Consider the following 16221-nt stretch of genomic DNA (forward strand, 5'->3'; position numbering starts at 1 on the left):
CCTAGGTATATACCAGGGCGGTTTTTTTTGAGTGCCCGCCTACTCGCCCGTAAATAAGCTCGCTCGCTGATGTCATGGGAACACATCACATGAAAAGCCCCAAAGCGATACAATTTCCTCACGCACAGACCGTTTGTCTGTATTGCTGGAAATTGCCCCTTATGTCTCCCAAAGACCTCCGTGACCTATTTATGCTTGCTGCCATTTGGGGCAGCTCTTTCTTATTCATGCTCAAAGCAGCCCCTGCTTTTGGCCCCTTCCCCATGACCTTAGTTCGTGTCGGCGTCAGCGGGCTAACCCTGTTGATTTACATTAGTCTAAACGGCCACCTAAACGCCCTACTGAAGAATTGGCGTACTATTTTTATCGTCGGCGTGCTTAATGCCGCGGTACCCTTTTCTTTATACGCCTACGCAGCGCTACGTCTCGAGTCTGGCCTACTCGCCGTCCTAAATGCCATGGCCCCCCTATTTGCAGCCCTCATTGCTCGCTGCTGGTTAGGCGAACAATTGACTAAAGCTCGGCTACTTGGTTTGCTCATTGGCTTTCTCGGCATTTTGCTCTTGGTCTACGATAAGCTGTCTTTCGAACAAGGTGCCCCAGGCTGGGCTGTCTTGGCCTCGCTAACGGCCACCATCTTTTATGGTTTTGCGGCTAACTTTTCGGCTCGCTATCTCAAAGGGGTAGAACCCCAGGCCGTCGCAGCGGGCAGCCTACTAGGAGCCGCCGTCCTCTTACTGATTCCAGCGCTTTACACTTGGCCCGCGCAAGCCATCGACGCAGCATCCTGGGGCTACGCCTTAGCCCTTTCTTTATTTTGCACGGCCGTTGCCTACGTCATTTTTTATCGACTCATGGCAAATGTAGGGCCTGCAAAAACCATTACCGTCACTTTTTTAGTGCCTCCCTTTGGGGTTTTTTGGGGCGTTTTGCTGCTTGGCGAAACGCTGAACCTACACGTGTTTATCGGCACCTGCACGGTACTGTTGGGCACTCTATTAGCCACAGGCTTTATTGGTGGCAAAAAGCCTGCAAACTAATATCTATGACTTTAGCCCACCTGCGCACGCTGCTCGAACGGCACCAAATCGTTATTTATTTGGTTTTTATAGGTGTTGGCGCTGTACTGTCTACGCTTTGGCCAAACATCGCCTATCTGCAAGCTGCCCTAGAGCCCGCTTTAGTTTTCATGCTGTGTGTGACCTTTTTACAGGTGCCCATCCATGAGTTACGACTCGCACTACAAGCCCATCGCTTTCTGGGTGTCTTACTGGTGTGCAACTTTATACTCATCCCGTTATTAGTCTGGTGCTTACTACCGTTGTTACCTACAGAGCCGCTACTGCTCACAGGCGCTTTGCTGGTATTACTAACGCCTTGTATTGATTATGTAGTTACGTTTGCTCATTTAGGGCGCGCTGATGCGCGCGTTTTGCTCGTTTCCACTCCCCTATTACTAGGGTTACAAATTTTATTATTGCCCCTATACCTGCACTTGTTTCTAGGTACGGCAATGAGCTCTCAACTGCCGTGGGCACCATTCCTAGATGCTTTTTTATGGTTAATTGCTTGTCCCCTGCTACTTGCCGCACTTTTCCAGCGCCTCGCGCAGCGTTACACAGCGGCCCAAAAAATTAACCACTGTTTAGGCGCCATGCCTGTTCCTGCCACGGCCTGCGTGCTCTTTTTAGTTATCACCACCACCTTAGCGCAGCTACAACTCGCGTTAGAGCTGGCCTTATCACTGATACCAGCCTACCTATTATTTGCTGTCTTAGCACCCACACTGAGTTGGTGGCTTGCACGCCGCTGTGCCTTACCCACCGCACAGGCACGCGCCGTTGCTTTCAGCGGCGCTACCCGTAATTCCTTAGTGGTATTGCCGATTGGCCTAGCCATTTCGCATGCTTTACCGGGTATCGCCGTGGTTATCGTGACTCAAACCTTAATAGAGTTACTCAGCGAGCTTGTTTATATACGCGTCATGCCGCGTTTGCATACTCGTACTAGGCAAGGTTTGACTGACTGAATGTGCCAGCCCCATAAAATGCTGAGGGGCCAGCACAGTGCTTGCCAATATTATTAGGCTCGCTCAAAAATACCCGCCGCTCCCATCCCTGTACCAATACACATCGTTACCATGGCATAACGCAATTGATGACGCTGCAAAGCATGAATTGCCGTTGCGGACCGCATGGCTCCGGTCGCCCCCAAAGGGTGCCCCATCGCAATGGCTCCCCCTAGGGGGTTCACTTTTTCAGGGTTAAGATTCAAGTCACGAATAACTGCCAAAGACTGTGCAGCAAAGGCTTCATTGAGTTCGATCCAGTCCAGCTGATCCTGTTTTAACCCCGCTAACTGCAGGGCTAAAGGTACCGCTACTTTAGGCCCTATCCCCATCACCTCGGGGGGGACTCCCTTCACCGCAAACGATACAAAGCGCGCCAAAGGGGTTAGTCCATGTTCTTTGAGTGCGCGTTCTGACACGACTAACAAAGCGCCTGCACCATCTGAAGTTTGTGAGCTATTACCCGCTGTGACCGAGCCACGGGCCGCAAAGACGGGACGCAGTTTCGCTAGGGCTTCTAGGCTGGTATCGGCACGCGGCCCCTCATCACGCTCAACCGTGAAGTGCTGCTGAGAAAGTTGGCCCGTGCCTAAGTCAGCACTTCTGCGAGTTACTTCGATAGGCAAAATTTCTTGCTGAAACTCACCTTCATCCCAGGCTTGCAATGCTTTCTCGTGCGAGGCTAAAGCAAAAACGTCTTGATCCTCACGCGAGACGTTCCATTCGCGTGCCACTTCTTCCGCCGTTAAGCCCATGCCATAGGCAATACCGTAATTTTCTTGGTGAGCGAAAATTTCGGGGCTAAAGGTAGTATTAACACCCATGACGGGGACTTGGCTCATGGACTCCACCCCTGCCGCCATGATGATATCGGCCTGGCCCGTACGGATACGGTCCGCCGCCATGGCGATCGCACTTAAGCCCGAGGCGCAAAAACGATTCACAGTAATACCGGGTACGGTATACGGTAGGCCTGCCAGCAATGCCGACACCCTCGCTACGTTCAAACCTTGTGGCCCCTCCGGTAAAGCGCAGCCAACAATGAGATCTTCAATCAAGCCAGGATCTAGCTTAGGGACTTGCGCCAAGGTGCCTTGCAAGGTCTTGGCCAATAATTCGTCGGGACGCAATGTAGAAAAACCGCCTTTAGGGGCCTTGCCCATAGCGGTACGTTTAGCCGCAACGATATAAGCTTGCTGTAAATGTGTCATAAGAGCTCCGTATCTATGGCTGATCAGTTGCGTACCGGCTTACCGGTTTTCAGCATACCCATAATGCGTTCCTGAGTTTTAGGATTAGCCAATAACTCAAGAAACGCTCGTCTTTCGAGGCCCAGTAACCACGCCTCATCTACCAGGGTGCCTGGGTCAACATCTCCCCCGCACAATACCGTGGCCAAGTGTTCGGCAATACGAAAGTCGTAATCTGATATATAGCCGCCTACTTTCATATTCAGCAACTGGGCTTTTAAGGTGGCAATACCGTCCCGCCCCGCTACCGGGAAACGCTGAGCCAACGGTGCACGCCAACCCGCTTCCGCCATCGCCTTGGCCTGACGAGCCGCCACGTACAGTACCTCGTTGCGATTCATCACAATGTTATCGCTTTCGCGCAAGTAGCCGATCTCACGCGCGTCGATGGCAGATCGAGACACTTGTGCACCGGCCGCTGCCAAGGCAAAACGTTTCAGATACGCCAACAAAGGCACCTCGGAAACGGTAGCTGCCTGTAGCTCGGCAGCACGACGAGCCCCGTAAGTAAGGCCACCTGCTCCGGGTATTAGGCCTATACCTACCTCGACTAACCCTATATACGACTCAAAAGCGGCGACTCGGTGAGCACAATGTACAAGCAGCTCACACCCACCACCTAAAGCCAAACCCGCTACCGCGGCAACGACGGGAACTTGTGCGTAACGCACCCGCTGCACCATGTCCTGCATCGCCTTTTCTATGGGCTCGATGGCAGCAGCTCCGCCTTGTTCAAAAGCGGGCAAAATCGCTTTTAAATCTGCTCCCGCCGAGAACGGATCATCCGTATGGCCTATTACCAAAGCTTGATAAGAACGCTCAGCCAGAGATACGGCTTTAACGACGCCAGCTACGACCGCAGGACTTAAGGTGTGCATTTTGGTTTTAAAGGATACGATAAGCACGTCTTGGGGATGAGGCGCAGGTAGTGTCCAACACAATACGGCTTCATCCTGATACACCACTTTGGTGTCTAACGTGGCCTGCTCACCCACCAATAAAGGCGCGCCTAGTTGACGGCTGTATACGGGCAACTTGCTACGTCCTTCGAAACGCCCCTCATGGGGGTTCCAGGAACCTGCCGCGGTATGTACTCCTTGAGCTTCCCACACGGGACCGCGGATAGCCCAGTCGGGTAACGCTTGATCACTCAAGGCTTTGCCCGCTTGAATGTCAGCGCTGATCCAATCGGCCACCTGCCGCCACCCGGCCGCCTGCCAAATTTCGAACGGCCCTTGTTGATGGCCAAAGCCCCATTTCATGGCCAAGTCTAACTGACGTGCATTATCAGCAATCTGTGCTAGGTGCACAGCGCTGTAATGCAAGGTGTCTCGCAATACGGCCCACACGAACTGAGCTTGGGGGTCGCTAGAGGCACGCAAAGCTGCCAGTTTCTTGGCAGGATCTCGCTCAGCCAAGATATCCAATGCTTCGGCTGAGACCTCTGCATCAGCCGCCACGTACTGTTGACTCGTTAAGTCAAAGCGCAAAATGTCACGTCCTTGCTTGCGAAAGAAACCCGCCCCGGTCTTTTGGCCTAGCGCACCGTGATCAAATAAGTACTGGAGGTCGGCAGGTAATGCAAAGCACGATTTGAAGCTATCGTTAGGTAATTGATCTTGCATGGTGCGAATCACATGCACCAAGGTATCCAAACCCACCACATCGGCCGTACGGTAGGTGCCCGATTTAGCACGTCCCAAACGGGTTCCAGTAAGCGTATCGACCTGCTCGTAAGTGAGGCCAAATTTTTGCGCTTGCGTAAAAACAGACAAAATTCCAAAGACACCGATACGATTACCAATAAAATTAGGTGTATCCTTAGCTCGTACCACTCCCTTGCCCAGCTCCGAAACGAGGAAAGTTTCCAACTTGTCGAGCAGAACAGGTTCTGTCTCGTTAGTAGGAATCAACTCGACCAAATTCATATAACGGGGTGGATTAAAAAAATGCACACCACAAAAGCGATGACGCAATTGCTCGGGCAGTACCTGAGCCAAAGCACTAATCGACAAACCCGAGGTATTGCTCGCCACAATCGTATGCTCTTGCAATGCAGGAGCTAACTTGCGATATAAGTCCTGTTTCCAGTCTAAGCGTTCAGCAATCGCCTCGATCAACAAATCGCAATCCGCCAATAAAGACAAATCATCCTCGTAGTTGGCCGGAGTGATCAACTCTGCTAGAGCAAGGCTGCCTAAAGGGGCTGGGTTCAGTTTTTTTAATTGTGCAATGGCTTTATGCACAATGGCGTTTTTATCTGCCTGACTAGCAGGTAAATCAAACAGGACAACGGGTATCCCCGCATTCACACAATGGGCGGCAATCTGTGCCCCCATTACACCAGCACCACATACCGCGACTTTGCGTATACGCGTACTGACCTCGGTCTGCATAGATATGGTTTGTGTCGATGACATAGTTAGTGACTCCAGATAACAAAACTGGGCTTGCCCAGACCTGAAGCACGACTCTTGCCTCAGGGCGACCTCAACAAAGGTTTCCTTCTATCTGAGCATTCGGCTGCGAAACAACGGTATTAGTCTGCCAGACATCCCTACTTAGCGATAGCACAACAAGATGACAACATGCGCCCAAGCAAGTAAGCAACGCTATGCCCGCTCCTAAGCCATCACCAGACAGAACCAAACAACTGTTTGAATAATAATTTATAACGCATAACGTTATGAAGGCCAACTTTTCTTCCTCTTGCGCTGTTTCTCACACACGGCGCACAGGGTGGTATTTATGCCAAAATAGACATACTTCGAACTTCAACTACTTAGCCCTAACCATTAACGCGTGACTGATTCTGACCACCAAGACCCAGCTGCCCTCCCCTCGCTGTGGGAGATATTTCTTATCTTTGCGCGCATAGGCGTCAGTAGTTTCGGTGGTGGCCTGAGTGGTTGGTTGATGCGCGAATTTGTCACTCGTAGGCGTTTACTTAGCGAAGCCGACTTTCTTAGTGGGTTGGCCCTATCACAGGGCTTACCGGGTATTAACGTCGTTAATCTGTCTATCTGGATAGGGTATCGACTGCGCGGGGGGCCCGGCGCCGCCATCGCCTCACTCGGGATGATCGTACCGCCCATGGTGGTCGCTATTCTGATGGTTATTATCTTGGAGCAGATAGGCCCCTCGGAACACATACGTTTGTTATTGGCCGGTATTGCGGCCGCTGCATTAGGTTTAGCCCTAGAAATGGGTGTGCGCTCCGCCCGCTTTGTCATCCGTGATTTTTTACCCAGCGTGATCATGGTGGGCGTGTTTGTTTGCATCGTGTTTTTACAACTCAGCCTTATTAAGGTGGTGCTAGTGTTTGCTCCGCTATCGATTCTGCAAGCCTGGCTTAAGCTCGGCCCGCAAGAGGCAGACAAACCATGATGCTCATACTGTTCACTTTTGTACGTGTCTTTGCCCCCTTATCCTTTCTGACCATAGGAGGCGGGCAAAGCATCATTCCGGAAATCCACCGCCAAGCGGTAGAAATTCACGGATGGATCACCCAGCAAGAGTTCCTTGATCTGTTTGCGCTCTCGCGCCTCACCCCTGGACCTAAGTCCCTCTTTGTCACCTTAGTGGGATGGAAAACAGCGGGCCTAGCAGGCGCTATCGTGGCCTCTATTGCTATTTTTCTACCATCGGCCGTGCTAATCTACGTGCTGGCCACCCTTTGGAAGCGTTATGAAGGCACACGCCTAATCCTGGCCATTGAATCAGGGCTTATTCCTATCGCAGCAGGAATGATTCTGGCGGCAAGCGCCACTATTTTGCAAGCCGCCGAAGGCGGCTGGTGGGCGTGGATGGTCGCCCTGCTCAGCACAGGCGCCCTGTTATGGACCCGCGTTAGCCCTTTTTTACTTCTAGGTCTGGGCGGCTTAGTCTTTCTGCTCGCGCACCCGACGTTGTAAACGCTATACCCCACAAAAAAACCGCTACCTAGGCAGCGGTTTTGTATGACTTAAAGTAACTTATACGTCACTGACTTAGGCAGCATCAAGCACATGCACCAAAACGCCCTCGCGCACCATGTCTGTCACTGCGTCGATATCAGGCGCCAAGAACCGATCTTGATCATAGAAAGGAACCTGAGCGCGAATCAACGCCAGCACTTGAGTCAAGGACTCAGAGCTCTTTAAAGGTTGATGGAAATCTACCCCTTGTGCCGCACACATGAGCTCAATCGCGACAATCGCTGCGGTGTTTTCCGCCATGTCTTCCAACCTACGTCCAGCAAAGGTTGCCATACTGACGTGATCTTCCTGGTTGGCAGAGGTTGGCAAGCTATCGACGCTAGCAGGATGAGCCAACGATTTATTCTCTGATGCCAAGGCCGCCGCGGTCACATGAGCAATCATGAAGCCAGAGTTCAAACCCGCAGAGGGCACCAAGAAAGGCGGTAAACCAGAAATACTGGAGTCAATCAGCAACGCCACTCGTCGCTCGGACAAGGCGCCGATTTCCGCTATCGCTAAGGCGATAATATCGGCGGCAAAGGCAACCGGCTCTGCATGAAAGTTCCCCCCGGAAATCACAACATCCGGTTCGCCATTTTGCCCCGCAAACACTAGAGGATTATCGGTGACGGCATTGCTTTCTGTTAATAAGGTTTGGCTCGCCTGCTGTAATAAATCGTACACAGCACCCATGACCTGCGGCTGGCAACGCAGGCTGTAAGGGTCTTGCACTTTATTATCATTTTCTACGTGTGAGGCACGAATCGCACTACCCGCAAGGAGCTGACGATACAACTTAGCCACATGAATCTGACCAGGCTGGCCACGAATCAAATGCACTCGCTCATCAAACGGGGCATCACTACCCTTAGCCGCATCGACACTCAGAGCCCCTGCCACGACTGCATTGGCAAATAGCTGCTCCGCTTTGAACAGGCCGTGCAGCGCCAGGGCGGTGGATACTTGCGTGCCGTTAATTAGTGCCAGCCCCTCTTTGGCCTCTAATACGATAGGCGTAATGCCAGCCTTTTGTAAGGCTTGCTGGGCACTCATCCACTGACCTTGGTAATGAGCTTGCCCTTCACCAATTAAGGTTAAGGTCATATGAGACAATGGCGCCAAATCACCAGAGGCTCCTACAGACCCTTTCGCGGGAATATGTGGCACAACGCCAGCATTCAAAATATCCAAAAGAGTCTGCACTACCTTGGGTCGAATGCCAGAAAATCCACGCGCTAAGCTGCCCACCTTTAACGCCATAATCAGACGTACGATATTAGCGCTTAGTGGCTCACCCACCCCGACGGAGTGAGATAAAATTAGGTTCTTCTGTAACTGCTCCAAGTCCTCATCAGGGATTCGCTGCTGAGCCAACTTCCCAAAACCGGTGTTAATTCCGTAGGCGGGATCACCTTTAGCGATGATTTTCTGCACAATCGCTGCCGAGGCTTGCATATCGGACACGGCGCTTTCTGGCAAACTCAATTGCACGGTACCACGCCAGATATGTCGAATTTCTGCCAAAGTCATTGAGCCTGGCTGAATAACGAGATTTTCTTTCATAATCTACACTCGTGTTGTTCGCGTAATACGACTCGTATTACTTAATCATCGGTAATTTAAGGCCAAACTCTTTGGCAGTTTTAATCGCTAGTTCATAGCCTGCATCGGCATGCCGCATCACTCCAGAGCCGCAATCATTCACCAGAACTCGTGCCAAACGAGCATCCGCCTCGTGCGATCCATCAGCGACAATCACCATACCAGAGTGCTGGCTATAACCCATGCCCACGCCACCACCATGGTGCAACGATACCCAGCTTGCACCGCCTGCTGTATTGAGCAATGCGTTCAACAAAGGCCAATCAGACACCGCATCGGTGCCATCGCGCATGGACTCGGTCTCACGATTGGGGCTCGCCACCGAACCCGTATCAAGGTGATCACGTCCAATGACTATCGGAGCCTTCAACTCGCCCGTACGCACCATCTCGTTAAAAGCCAAGCCCGCCAGATGACGCTCGCCCAACCCTAACCAACAAATGCGAGCTGGCAAACCTTGAAACGCAATCCGCTCACTGGCCATATCCAACCAACGGTGCACGTGCGTGTTGTCGGGGAACAGCTCTTTGATTTTCTGATCTGTCTTGTAAATATCCTCGGGATCACCTGACAAGGCTACCCAACGGAATGGGCCTTTACCTTCGCAAAATAACGGGCGAATATACGCAGGGACGAAACCAGGAAAATCAAATGCATTTTTCACGCCCTGATCAAAGGCGACCTGACGGATATTGTTGCCGTAATCAACCACAGGCACGCCCATCGTTTGGAAATCCAGCATAGCCTGCACATGTACCGCGCAAGAGCGAGCTGCCTCGTTTTGCAAGCGAGCATGCTGACTATTATCCGCTTGGGCGTCACGCCACTGCTGTACTGTCCAGCCCATCGGCAAATAGCCATAAATCAAATCATGCGCAGAGGTCTGATCAGTCACTAAATCTGGGCGCAGGCCTCCAGCCTGAGCTCTACGCACCAACTCCGGCAACACATCGGCCGCGTTACCCAGTAAACCAATAGAAACGGCGTCTTTCCGCTCCGTGTGGTGAGCAATCAGCTCTAGGGCATGATCTAAATCACGTGCCTGAACGTCCAAATAACGTGTGCGAAGACGGAAATCAATACTGCTTTGCTGACACTCTATATTTAACGACACAGCGCCTGCAAACGTAGCCGCTAAAGGCTGAGCTCCTCCCATACCCCCTAAGCCGGCTGTCAGCACCCAGCGGCCAGCCAAGTCGCCGCCATAATGTTGACGACCCGCCTCGGCAAAGGTCTCATAAGTACCCTGAACAATGCCCTGCGTACCGATATAAATCCAGCTACCTGCCGTCATCTGACCATACATAAACAAACCAGCACGGTCCAGCTCATGGAAGTGGTCCCAATTGGCCCACTCAGGTACTAAGTTAGAATTAGCCAGTAGCACGCGTGGCGCGTCAGCATGAGTGCGGAAAACACCTACTGGTTTACCAGATTGCACTAACAGCGTTTCGTTTTCTTCCAAATCACGCAAGCTAGCTAGAATTTGATCGTAGCATTCCCAATTACGGGCAGCGCGGCCAATGCCGCCATACACGACCAGACTCTGCGGGTTTTCAGCAACGGCAGGGTCTAAATTATTCTGTATCATGCGATACGCGGCCTCTGCAATCCAATTCTTGCAATGCAAAGTGGAACCCGTAGGGGCATGAATAACTCGGCTAGCATCATGGCGCGGGTCTGTCTCAGACCGTGATGCGTTATCTGTAGGCATGATAGTTTTCCTCCATAATCTCTAGAAACGGCGTTGTATATGTACGGCTTGATGACGACCAGCGAGATGAGTGCCGACAAATCAAGCGATTTCTTGTAACCTACACATAATGTATAGTCATTTACTTTCTTTGTCTATACATACTATGGAAAGCCCTTATTTCCCGCCTATTACCAAGGAGCATGCAGTATGAGTAGTAAACTCAGTTCGCCTCACCGCACTACCGCACAGCCCAGCTACCTACAAATTAAAGAATACGTGTTAGATAAAATTCAAAGCGGAGTCTGGCAAGAAGGGCACCTTATCCCTACAGAAATGGCATTATGCGAACAATTCAATGTATCGCGCATGACCGTCAACCGCGCACTGCGCGAATTGACCAACGATGACCTGCTCATCCGCATCAAAGGCTCTGGCACCTACGTTGCACAGCCTAAGTTTCAGTCTACCCTCATCGAAATACGTAGCGTGTCCCAAGAAATAAGGGAGCGTGGTCACACGCACTCTTGTCAGGTCATCAGCGTCAAACGTCTTAAGGCAAATCGTATTCAAGCAGCTCATTACCGCATTCCTATCGATACGCCCCTATTTCACTCTTTAATCGTGCATGCGGACAACGGCATACCGATACAGTACGAAGACCGTACAGTGGATGCCCGGATCGCCCCTGACTATTTGGACCAAGACTGGAATACCATTACGCCCAATGAGTATTTAGTGCGAGTCGCTCCGCTGCCTAAGGGTTTCTATACCATTGAAGTGCAAACCCCATCTGCCTCTATCGCGCAAGCCTTGCATATTTCCGAGCAACAGCCCTGCCTCGTCATGGATAGGGTGACCTATTCCAATGATCACTTTACTTCGCATGCACGCATGTGGCATCCCGGTGATCGTTACAAGTTTACGGGACGCATGTAAGCCCAAGCATTGTCATCGCAACACTTGGGCTAATGGAAGGCTGATCTTTCGTCCGTACGTTATTGCTGTAGGGCAATCACTACTGGCCCCTTTGGCTTGGCGCAGCACAATAAAACCTTGCCCTCGGGCACATCATCCAAAGGCTCCTCAAAGTACTCAACGGTTCCCGATACCAACGTACACATACACGTATTACACAGGCCCGCACGACAATTGAAGTCTGGACTCAAGCCGGCATCTTCTGCCAGAACCAATAAAGACTCACAACCTTCTTGCCAAGGTAGTTCACGCCCATCAGGCAAGAACCTTACCTTTTCACCGCTTAAGCCCGCATCAGCGGTGAACTCCATGGCAGGTGCTGCTGGAGCCGTAGATAGGGGGGTAGCATCAAGTGTCGTTTCCAAAACCGTCGCCGGCCCAAAAAACTCGTAATGAATACGCTCTTTAGCCACTCCCAGACTACGTAGTAAAGAATAGTTAGCCTGCATAAAACCGCTAGGCCCACACAAGTACATATCGTAATCGTCGATAGGCAGTAAGGTTTGTAAATGCTCGCGAGAAATAACACCATCTGTATACGACCACGGCAAGGTGCTATCTGCCTGACGAGCACTACGATAATAAAAAACCGCACTGACCCCAGAACGCCGTTCTGCTAACGCTTGCACTTCATGCCCAAAAGCATGCACATCACCATTTTCACACGCATGCAAGAAATACACCTTGCGCTGCGAATGTGTCACTAAGCGCTGCAGCATACATAACAAAGGGGTAATTCCTACTCCACCGCTAAGCAACACCACAGGCCGCTCCGACTGTTCGTCCAGTACAAAGTCACCCATAGGCCCTGCAGCCGTTAAGCTATCGCCCACTTCGATGTGTTCATGCAAATAGCTCGAACCCACACCAGCCGGCCAATCGGTGCCTACAGGCGCTTGCTCGTGCTTAACAGAGATACGTAGCTGTCCCTGCTCGGCCGAATCTGCCGACACACTATAGTTACGTAGCACCGTCTGACCATTAACCGTAAAACGAAAAACCAAATACTGACCAGGCTGAAACGGCAAAACGGGTTGGCCGTCCGTAGGCTCAAGTATAAAAGAGGTAATAAACCGGCTTTCTTGCTGCCGCCCAACCACCTGATAAGGGCGGAAACGGCGGCTTGCAGCAGGGTCTGACGCCGAGATGGCACAATCTGCATAATGCTCTGTCATGATGCTACTCCCGCTAGTAATCAGGCCTGGGCCACCGCGGCCTGTTCTGCTTCGATCAATTGCTTGATACGACGACGGAACCGCATAGGGCCGGAGTCAATCGGCAAGTCCAAAGCGGCCGGACGCAATTTCAGATTTTTATGCACCTGTTCCAACACCTCTTTATCTTCTTGGAAGGCAGAGCGTACATCGTGATTAAAAATGGAAGAGACTTCTTGATCATTAGGGCTGAAATTGCGTAACTGAAACCAGAAATAGCGGGTACTGTTTTCATCAATGGGCGTCAGCAGGTTATACGAATCCATTAAAAACACATCAGGATGAAACTGCGTTGGATCGTCCGTGCCTGCCCCAGCGGGCAAGAAAATAGCACGAATCACCGCAACCGAGGGAAAGCGCACCTCGTATTGCTGTTTTCTGTCGCAACGACCGCTAAATTTCACAAATTTTTGGTAGAACGGTGCCACTTCCACGTCGCGCGACCAACGCGATACGGTGACTCCGTCTTCAGCCACTTTAACCTCTAGTGGTAAACCTATAATATCGGCGCTACCAAATGAGGTCTGATGAACCCAAGACACATGAGAGGGGTCCAACAAGTTATCGGTGACGTATAAATAATTGCAATCTAACTCCATAGCGTCACCACTGTTCACCCCCCACTCCGGGTGTCCCCACTCCTCGATATGAATCAAAGTAGACTCGTCTGCCAAGGCTGGATCACCCATCCACACCCAGACCATGCCATAGCGCTCTGTACAGGGATAGCTGCGCACCACGGCGCTTTTTGGTATCTGGGCCACTCCTGGGGCCTTAGTACAGGCACCGCTGCAATCAAAGGTTAAGCCGTGGTAACCACACTCGACCTGATCACCAATTAACCGTCCCTTAGACAAAGGCAGACGACGATGTGGGCAAGAGTCCTCGAGTGCCACGGGTTGCCCGTCTTCACGGCGATACAAAACGAGATCTTCGCCCAACATGCGCACTGGAAATAACTGACGATTTACATCTTTAGCCAACGCACCTACGTACCATGCATTACGTACAAACATAATGTCTCACCCCAAAGTTAACACTGTCTACTGACCACGTTTATAGCGGCCTCTCTATTTAGTTTCATGATAATCTTAAACATAAACAGAGTTATTGCCTGTTCGTTTAGAAAATCTAAACTGTTTCAGAATACAAGTTCCACCCTACAGCCCTTTTTACTCTTCCTCTGATGCACGCCCTTCCTCCCCTACGCGCCGTAGAAATTTTCGAGACCTTAGGCCATAGCCAAAGCCTCCAAGAGGCGGCACAGCGGCTTCAAATCACACCCGGTGCCGTCAGCCAACAGCTCAAACTACTCGAACAAGAGGTAGGCACCAGCCTAACCTACCGTGAAGGTAAACGCTTACGTTTAACCGCTGCTGGCACGCGTTACCATCAACTGTGCACCCAGGCTTTTGAGCTGTTGCGTGAAGCACAGCAAGAAATGGAACGTGCCCGCAACACCAGCATGCTTTCTATTAGTGCCGTGCCTTCCCTACTGAAAACATGGGTCGCCCCCTTAATATTTGAATGGCAAGAGCAACACGACCCACTCCTTACTCTGCATCTTAAAGGTAGCCACGCCGAACCGGATCTCGAAGCGGAACATATTGATTTCCGCATCACCTACGGCCAAACTGGGTTACGGAGCAGCAATCACACCGAGCTGTATACGGATTTAGTGGTGCCCGCGTGCAGCCCACAGCTACTAGGTAGCCTAGGTTCGTTGCAACACCCTCGCGATATTCTTAACTATCCGCTCTTGTCGTCTGATTGGCAGCCCCGCTTCACCTCCCCCCCCTCGTGGCGGGAATGGTTTGAAGCCGCGCTAGTCTCGTTAGATGCACAGCCCTTAGACAGTTTCAGAATTTTTTCTTTGTCTCATATGGCCATAGATGCGGCAGTCGCCGGCCAAGGATTTGTATTGGCCCAATGCTCCATGATTCAGCAAGAGCTAGCACAAGGCAAGCTGATCCTGCCCTTCTCCCTAGCACTACCCTTACCTTGGCCTTACGTACTCAGTTGGCGCAGTGGCTCATTTGAGAACCCATCGAGTCGCCAGTTTCACCGCTGGCTGCTTAGCCGTGGGCGTTTTCAAGCTACGGCAAATCAATCTATGCTGCAGCAGGCACAATGTCGGTGGCCACTTACGTAGCCACCACAAAGGCAGCTGGGCCTGTCGGGTCGCCCAGCCTATGAGTGTCAACGTTACGCCAAGCTATCGTCGGTCACCACTTGAGCCAAAGCTTGCACAAAATACTCAAGATTGTCTTGGTTAAGACCCGGCATACTGATACGGCCAGAGTCAATAATGTACACCGCATGATCGCGGCGCAATGCCTCAAGTTGAGCCAAATTCAAACCGGTATAGCAAAACATACCGCGTTGCTTCACAAAATAGCTGCTATCGTAGTTAGGAGCAATCTCTTGCAAGCGCTCATGGGCCAAACGTCGCATGGTCGCAATACGATCACGCATACATTCCACTTCAGCTTGCCACTCTGCAAATAGCTCGGGATCAGCCAGCACAGACGCAATCGCCTGCCCACCATGTGAGGGGGGGTTAGAATAAATACGGCGTACTACTGCTTGCAATTGCCCCAATACGCGCTGTGCCTCGTCGGCACTTTGACACACCACCGATAGGCTGCCACAGCGCTCAGCGTAATAGGAGAAGTTTTTAGAAAACGAACTGGCCACAAAAAAGGTCAGGCCCGCCTCTACCATGGCGCGTATGGCAAACGCGTCTTCATCTAAACTACGCCCAAACCCTTGGTAAGCCATGTCCATAAAGGCAATTAACCGCTGATCACGTAATACATCGATGATCTCTAGCCATTGTTCATCTGTAAGATCTGCTCCCGTAGGGTTATGACAGCAGGGATGCAACAGCACAATACTATGCTCGGGCAGCGCACGGATATCAGCCATCAGGCCAGCAAAATCTACCCCTTGTGTGCGAGCATCGTAATAACGGTAAGAATGGGTAGGAATACCCGCACCTTGGAAAATGGAGTGGTGATTATCCCAAGCAGGGTCGCTAATCCACATTTCACTGTTAGGATATGCCAGATGTAAGAAGTCGCCGCCTACTTTGAGTGCCCCAGTACCCCCCAAGGTTTGTATGGTCGCAATGCGTCCCTGTGCCAACGCGCTATTATCAGCACCAAAAATCAGCTTTTGCACTTGCTCGCGGTAAGTCGCCAACCCTTCCATGGGTAAATAGCCGCGCGGAAGATTCTTTTCAGCCCAAGCTTGCTCTGCACGACGAGCCACGTCCAACACGGGCAAACGTCCTTGTTCATCGTAGTATAAGCCGACGGTCAGATTCACTTTCACATCACGCGGATCTGCTTGATACGCCGCGCCTATACGAAAAATAGGATCCCCACCAAAAGCCTTGATATGCTGAAACATCAATTTTCCCTTACCTTAAATAAACGAGACGCAAACCATCATC

General features: G+C 51.4%; 13 protein-coding genes. 6 read left to right on the forward strand and 7 right to left on the reverse strand.

All coding sequences use genetic code 11. The features are described 5' to 3' along the window. Positions 1–161: 161 nt before the first annotated feature. Complete coding sequence (locus tag OSH01_RS13425; RefSeq protein WP_266124630.1) at positions 162–1040, forward strand: DMT family transporter; 879 nt, start codon at positions 162–164, stop codon at positions 1038–1040. Positions 1041–1045: 5 nt separating this feature from the next. Then, the gene (locus OSH01_RS13430) at positions 1046–2029 is read left to right on the forward strand and encodes an arsenic resistance protein (protein ID WP_266124631.1); all 984 of its coding nucleotides are present in this window, start codon (positions 1046–1048) and stop codon (positions 2027–2029) included. A gap of 53 nt (positions 2030–2082) precedes the next feature. On the opposite strand, the gene OSH01_RS13435 is transcribed toward OSH01_RS13430, so the two are convergent. Together OSH01_RS13435 and OSH01_RS13440 are read right to left on the reverse strand one after the other, a co-directional pair. Continuing rightward, entirely contained in the window at positions 2083–3279 is a 1197-nt protein-coding gene (locus tag OSH01_RS13435; protein ID WP_266124632.1) for an acetyl-CoA C-acyltransferase, read from the reverse strand. Between the two features lie 23 nt (positions 3280–3302). After that, positions 3303–5738, reverse strand: coding sequence for a 3-hydroxyacyl-CoA dehydrogenase/enoyl-CoA hydratase family protein (locus tag OSH01_RS13440; RefSeq protein ID WP_266124633.1), 2436 nt, complete (start codon positions 5736–5738; stop codon positions 3303–3305). 382 nt (positions 5739–6120) lie between these two features. On the opposite strand from OSH01_RS13440, the gene OSH01_RS13445 reads away from it, so the two are divergent. Both OSH01_RS13445 and OSH01_RS13450 read left to right on the forward strand, forming a co-directional pair. Then, a complete protein-coding gene (locus OSH01_RS13445; RefSeq protein WP_266124634.1) occupies positions 6121–6705 on the forward strand; it encodes a chromate transporter in 585 nt (194 codons plus the stop codon). Next, positions 6702–7232 carry a chromate transporter gene (locus OSH01_RS13450; RefSeq protein ID WP_266124635.1) on the forward strand — a complete coding sequence of 177 codons (531 nt, stop codon included), beginning with the start codon at positions 6702–6704 and terminating at the stop codon, positions 7230–7232. The genes OSH01_RS13445 and OSH01_RS13450 overlap by 4 nt, the downstream gene beginning before the upstream one ends. Positions 7233–7307: 75 nt before the next feature. Here the strand turns inward: OSH01_RS13450 and hutH are convergent, their stop codons facing one another. Then, positions 7308–8840 (reverse strand): histidine ammonia-lyase, encoded by a 1533-nt coding sequence (hutH, locus tag OSH01_RS13455; protein WP_266124636.1) that lies wholly within the window; start codon positions 8838–8840, stop codon positions 7308–7310. A 37-nt stretch (positions 8841–8877) separates the two neighbouring features. Beyond that, complete coding sequence (gene hutU / locus OSH01_RS13460) at positions 8878–10593, reverse strand: urocanate hydratase (RefSeq protein WP_266124637.1); 1716 nt, start codon at positions 10591–10593, stop codon at positions 8878–8880. A 189-nt stretch (positions 10594–10782) separates the two neighbouring features. On the opposite strand from hutU, the gene hutC reads away from it, so the two are divergent. Beyond that, positions 10783–11511, forward strand: coding sequence for a histidine utilization repressor (gene hutC, locus OSH01_RS13465; RefSeq protein ID WP_266124638.1), 729 nt, complete (start codon positions 10783–10785; stop codon positions 11509–11511). A gap of 59 nt (positions 11512–11570) precedes the next feature. Here the strand turns inward: hutC and OSH01_RS13470 are convergent, their stop codons facing one another. Further along, complete coding sequence (locus OSH01_RS13470) at positions 11571–12725, reverse strand: FAD-binding oxidoreductase (protein WP_266124639.1); 1155 nt, start codon at positions 12723–12725, stop codon at positions 11571–11573. A gap of 20 nt (positions 12726–12745) precedes the next feature. Continuing rightward, a complete protein-coding gene (locus tag OSH01_RS13475) occupies positions 12746–13780 on the reverse strand; it encodes an aromatic ring-hydroxylating dioxygenase subunit alpha (protein WP_266124640.1) in 1035 nt (344 codons plus the stop codon). A gap of 170 nt (positions 13781–13950) precedes the next feature. Here OSH01_RS13475 and OSH01_RS13480 point away from each other — a divergent pair, with 170 nt between their 5' ends. Beyond that, positions 13951–14916, forward strand: a complete 966-nt coding sequence (locus tag OSH01_RS13480; protein WP_266124641.1) for a LysR substrate-binding domain-containing protein — start codon at positions 13951–13953, stop codon at positions 14914–14916. Between the two features lie 53 nt (positions 14917–14969). Here OSH01_RS13480 and OSH01_RS13485 read toward each other — a convergent pair whose 3' ends face one another. Beyond that, on the reverse strand, positions 14970–16178 hold the full coding sequence (locus tag OSH01_RS13485) for an amino acid aminotransferase (protein WP_266124642.1): 1209 nt from the start codon (positions 16176–16178) through the stop codon (positions 14970–14972). Between the last annotated feature and the right edge of the window lie 43 nt (positions 16179–16221).

The organism is Alcaligenes endophyticus (genome assembly GCF_026344035.1).
Lineage (GTDB): Bacteria > Pseudomonadota > Gammaproteobacteria > Burkholderiales > Burkholderiaceae_B > Alcaligenes > Alcaligenes endophyticus.

Bases quoted from the DNA above. Each gene is read 5' to 3' on its own strand.
- OSH01_RS13425 (WP_266124630.1), top strand. From the start codon at position 162: ATGTCTCCCAAAGACCTCCGTGACCTATTTATGCTTGCTGCCATTTGG.
- OSH01_RS13430 (WP_266124631.1), top strand. From the start codon at position 1,046: ATGACTTTAGCCCACCTGCGCACGCTGCTCGAACGGCACCAAATCGTT.
- OSH01_RS13435 (WP_266124632.1), bottom strand. From the start codon at position 3,279: ATGACACATTTACAGCAAGCTTATATCGTTGCGGCTAAACGTACCGCT.
- OSH01_RS13440 (WP_266124633.1), bottom strand. From the start codon at position 5,738: ATGTCATCGACACAAACCATATCTATGCAGACCGAGGTCAGTACGCGT.
- OSH01_RS13450 (WP_266124635.1), top strand. From the start codon at position 6,702: ATGATGCTCATACTGTTCACTTTTGTACGTGTCTTTGCCCCCTTATCC.
- hutH (WP_266124636.1), bottom strand. From the start codon at position 8,840: ATGAAAGAAAATCTCGTTATTCAGCCAGGCTCAATGACTTTGGCAGAA.
- hutU (WP_266124637.1), bottom strand. From the start codon at position 10,593: ATGCCTACAGATAACGCATCACGGTCTGAGACAGACCCGCGCCATGAT.
- hutC (WP_266124638.1), top strand. From the start codon at position 10,783: ATGAGTAGTAAACTCAGTTCGCCTCACCGCACTACCGCACAGCCCAGC.
- OSH01_RS13470 (WP_266124639.1), bottom strand. From the start codon at position 12,725: ATGACAGAGCATTATGCAGATTGTGCCATCTCGGCGTCAGACCCTGCT.
- OSH01_RS13475 (WP_266124640.1), bottom strand. From the start codon at position 13,780: ATGTTTGTACGTAATGCATGGTACGTAGGTGCGTTGGCTAAAGATGTA.
- OSH01_RS13480 (WP_266124641.1), top strand. From the start codon at position 13,951: ATGCACGCCCTTCCTCCCCTACGCGCCGTAGAAATTTTCGAGACCTTA.
- OSH01_RS13485 (WP_266124642.1), bottom strand. From the start codon at position 16,178: ATGTTTCAGCATATCAAGGCTTTTGGTGGGGATCCTATTTTTCGTATA.